The organism is Dysgonomonas sp. PH5-45 (assembly GCF_029893235.1).
Classification (GTDB): Bacteria; Bacteroidota; Bacteroidia; order Bacteroidales; family Dysgonomonadaceae; genus UBA1309.
The window spans coordinates 1-3,602 of record NZ_JARXWE010000056.1; the positions used below are offsets into that span (position 1 = coordinate 1).

At 38.3% G+C, this 3,602-nt stretch carries 5 protein-coding genes; all 5 read right to left on the minus strand.

The genetic code is table 11. The features are described from left to right. Positions 1–183: 183 nt before the first annotated feature. Entirely contained in the window at positions 184–615 is a 432-nt protein-coding gene (locus M2132_RS11795) for a hypothetical protein (RefSeq protein ID WP_280673800.1), read from the minus strand. 21 nt (positions 616–636) lie between these two features. Then, positions 637–993, minus strand: a complete 357-nt coding sequence (locus tag M2132_RS11800; protein ID WP_280673802.1) for a hypothetical protein — start codon at positions 991–993, stop codon at positions 637–639. Positions 994–1,064: 71 nt separating this feature from the next. Next, positions 1,065–1,616: an RNA polymerase sigma factor gene (locus M2132_RS11805; RefSeq protein WP_280673804.1), complete on the minus strand. Its 552-nt coding sequence runs from the start codon at positions 1,614–1,616 to the stop codon at positions 1,065–1,067. An 18-nt stretch (positions 1,617–1,634) separates the two neighbouring features. After that, the gene (locus M2132_RS11810; protein WP_280673806.1) at positions 1,635–2,738 is read right to left on the minus strand and encodes a tetratricopeptide repeat protein; all 1,104 of its coding nucleotides are present in this window, start codon (positions 2,736–2,738) and stop codon (positions 1,635–1,637) included. 124 nt (positions 2,739–2,862) lie between these two features. Next, the gene (locus M2132_RS11815; protein ID WP_280673808.1) at positions 2,863–3,414 is read right to left on the minus strand and encodes a hypothetical protein; all 552 of its coding nucleotides are present in this window, start codon (positions 3,412–3,414) and stop codon (positions 2,863–2,865) included. Positions 3,415–3,602: the final 188 nt, after the last annotated feature.

The window sequence follows — 3,602 nt, forward strand, 5'->3', positions numbered from 1 at the left end:
CGGTCAATTCAAATCAAAAAATCAAAGAACGCTTGTATCTTATATATAATCAACCCGTTACGGTTGAAATTAAAAAATTAGCGCATCAGTAGTAAAGCGGAATAAAGAGAAAACAAAAAAAAGGCCATCTCATCATTGTGAGACAGCCTCCTTATAGTAAATATTTTTTATTGTAAATCCCTGTCAATCTTTCTTTACGGTTCTTTTCATGAACTTCATCTCGGCCCGTTGGTACTTATATATCTTTTGGGGCGACAGCACTTTTTTAAACCGTTTATAATATTCTTTTTCGAGCTGGGCTTCTTTGGCTTTATTCTCGATCGATAGATCTATCACGGTTTCGTAATCTCTGTCGGTTTTGTTGACTTTTTTATTCAAATCACGGCTTTGTTTGCGTACATCTCTGTTTAATTCAAATTTTTTGCGCATCAGTTCTTCGCACAGAGGCATAAAAACTTTGGCTTCCTGATTGGTGAGGCCAACCTCTTTTATAATAAAATCGGCTCGTTCTTTTTTGAATTTTTCGTAATCAAATTTTTTGCCATGTTTTCTTTGCTGTGCATTCACCGAAAACGTAGCAATTACTAATATGAGAAGCAATAAATATTTTTTCATTTTCCTTTGGTATCAATATCGTTAATTCACTTCCGAATACAGGGCGTCAATGTATATCGATTCGGCTGCCTCGTCTTGTATGTATTTATAAAAATCTTCTTCGTCTGTTTCGGATAACATTGCTTGCTGCTGGGTGGCATCTTTGGGCGAAGTTGGGTTAAGCCCCGAATTGTTGTTAAAAATACCCACAGTACTTATTATACCTACAAACATAGCCGCTACGGCAGCCCAAGGCACAACCTTTTTCCACAAGGGAACCACCTTATTCCGGGTTTCTTTTTCCGGAAGTTGAGACATAATCTCTTTACTGAAATCCTCGAAATAATTTTCGGGAACCTTAAAGGGATTATTTTTATTTATATTGTTCAAGCTTGTCATAACTGATTATCTTTTATTACACTTTACATAATTTGTGTTCATGTATATAGACTCGATACAAGGGGAAAGGTTTAATCGGGTCGGGATAAAAAATCCTCAATTTTTTTTACTGCATGGTGATAAGAGGCTTTCAGTGCTCCAACCGAAGTATCGAGAACTTCGGACATTTCTTCGTATTTCATTTCATCAAAATACTTCATGTTGAACACTATGCGTTGCTTTTCGGGCAATTGTAGTATGGCTTTCTGCAACTTCACTTGAGCTGCGTCCCCGTCAAAAAAAGAATCGCTTTCCAGCCTGTTTATCATATAGTTGTCGGCATCGTCGAGGGGAATGTCGGTATGTTGCCTTTGTTTGTTGATGAACGAAATGGCTTCGTTTATAGCTATCTTATATAGCCATGTTTGCAGTTTTGAATCGCCTCTGAAACCGTCTATATTGGTCCAAGCCTTTATGAATGTGTTTTGCAGAACGTCGTTTGCATCGTCGTGAACCAATACTATTTTGCGTATTTGCCAATATAGCTTTTCGCTATATTCTTTCACCAAACGAGCAAAGGCAATTTTCTGGGTATCAGTGTTTTTTAGTTCGGCAATCAGTGCCTTTTCGTCGAATGCAGACATAATTTCTGTTTCTATAATTTATTCGGCATCAAGGTTATCGCCATTTTTTTCTTCACTGCCTTCGTCATCATTCTCGTCAGCTTCGTCGTCGTCATCATCGCCATACTCATTATACTCGTCGTCGGGCGATCCTTGTCCGTCTTCAAACCACGAAATAAAATCATCAACCTCTTTCGAATTTTTGTTCCACCACTCTAACGATTCCGGAAAATAGGACGAACTTATATACCGGCAATAGGCATCGAAGTGTCCCGATTCCAAAATTTCGGCAAAAATAGGTACAAAAAAATCCCATAAAAGTCCACTACGGGTATCACTTTGTATCTGTCCGAGAGTGAAGAATATCGTTTTCGAAGATTGTTCAAAGAACTTAAATTGCGAATCGTTGTCGTTGGTTGTAGGTTTAGTTTTTTGCAGATAGGCGTACAATTTTTTGCGGTCAATCCCATCCTCAAAATCTAAAAGGGGCGATTCGGGGTCGTTTATGTCTTGCGTCAGCAAATCGTACATCTCGCCAAAAGCATCCTTTGCCCGGGCAGTATTTGGTTCCAGCAGTAGGAAGAAATGAAACGAAAGAAAGCTTTGCACCCATTTACCGGAGTCGCTCAAGGCATAAGAGTATAGCAGAAAAGTTCCGGCATGTGTAGGGTCTATCTCTATGGCTTTGCTCAGATGAAGGAGCGCTTCATTGTTTTTTTTCTGGTTAAAATATGTGAGCCCCAAATTGTAGTGCAACAAATATTCGTCGCCGTAGCGCGAAATGGCGTCGTTGAGCAATTTTATGGCATCATTTACTTTATTCAACTCGGCCAAAGCACTTGCTTTCACACAATAAGCTTCGACCAACAGGGGCTGAAAGTTTGCATTGATTACTTTTGTACTGTATTTAAGCGCATTTTCGTAATCTTTCAGATGGAGGTACGAAAGTGACATTTCGTATGTGGCCGATAGTGACGAGGGATTGATTTTCAGCGCTTGTTCAAAATAGCCCAAGGCTTCGGTATATTTTCCTTTGTCGTGTAGGCTTACCCCTTTCCGGATGAGCTTTTCGGACGAAGCTTGCGAATGTGCTTTGGGTGAGAAACAAAACAAAAGTAATATTACAATAAAGGTATATCTCATTATTTAGGTGTTGCTGTTTTTTCTTGTTTGCGATACAAAAATAAGGAAATCTGTAAGACTTTTACTAAAAACAGCCAAGCTTTGAATTTTTTTATGACATTCGGATATGTTCCGGCTGCCTATTTTATTCGAAGTGAGGTTGCCGCTTTGTCCATAATTTTTTCTTCTTTAATAATCGGGTCAGGTATTTTTCCATATCAGCCGAAATTTTACTTCTGAACAAGCATTCTGTTTGATTGAAATTTTCCCAGAAATCCTCTTTTTGGTTGCAATCCATATTATTCGCTATGCTGATGTTTCTTGTTATTGAGGAAATAGTTATTGTTGAACCAATGCTGTCTTTGAGGTAATAGTTGATTTCTATGTCGTAATGATTGGGCAGGGCAAGTTCGTTCCCAAAGCTGTTTAATTTGCTGTTAAGTGTTCTGACCTCTTTGTTTGTCAGCTTTGCCGACTGGATTACATAAGCTGTATCGATCGGATTTTTTGTTATCGTATCGGTGAAAGGCAACAGTATTTCTTTATTAGAATAATAGATTGTAGCAATGGTTACACTGTCGGCTATGGCCGATATTTTTTTAAGGTAAGCAATTGCCGGGTTGGCTTGTTGTTTCGGTTTCTTTCTGAGTTGTACTCCCAATTCTTTTTCCGCTTTAATGATTTCCGCTTCGGTCATGGGCTGATCCCAATTGTAAATATGGTTTTTGTCTCGCGAAAGGAGGGTATATTCATTGCTTATAAACGGTTTAAATGTTTTAGGGTCGGCTCCTTTTATTTTTCAAGACCGCTAGTTAAAACTATGTACTTTAGTACAAGGCTTTAGCTTCTATAAATGTTTTAAGTTTTATCTTTGTATCGTTTATG

Bases quoted from the DNA above. Each gene is read 5' to 3' on its own strand.
- M2132_RS11795 (WP_280673800.1), bottom strand. From the start codon at position 615: ATGAAAAAATATTTATTGCTTCTCATATTAGTAATTGCTACGTTTTCG.
- M2132_RS11800 (WP_280673802.1), bottom strand. From the start codon at position 993: ATGACAAGCTTGAACAATATAAATAAAAATAATCCCTTTAAGGTTCCC.
- M2132_RS11805 (WP_280673804.1), bottom strand. From the start codon at position 1,616: ATGTCTGCATTCGACGAAAAGGCACTGATTGCCGAACTAAAAAACACT.
- M2132_RS11810 (WP_280673806.1), bottom strand. From the start codon at position 2,738: ATGAGATATACCTTTATTGTAATATTACTTTTGTTTTGTTTCTCACCC.
- M2132_RS11815 (WP_280673808.1), bottom strand. From the start codon at position 3,414: ATGACCGAAGCGGAAATCATTAAAGCGGAAAAAGAATTGGGAGTACAA.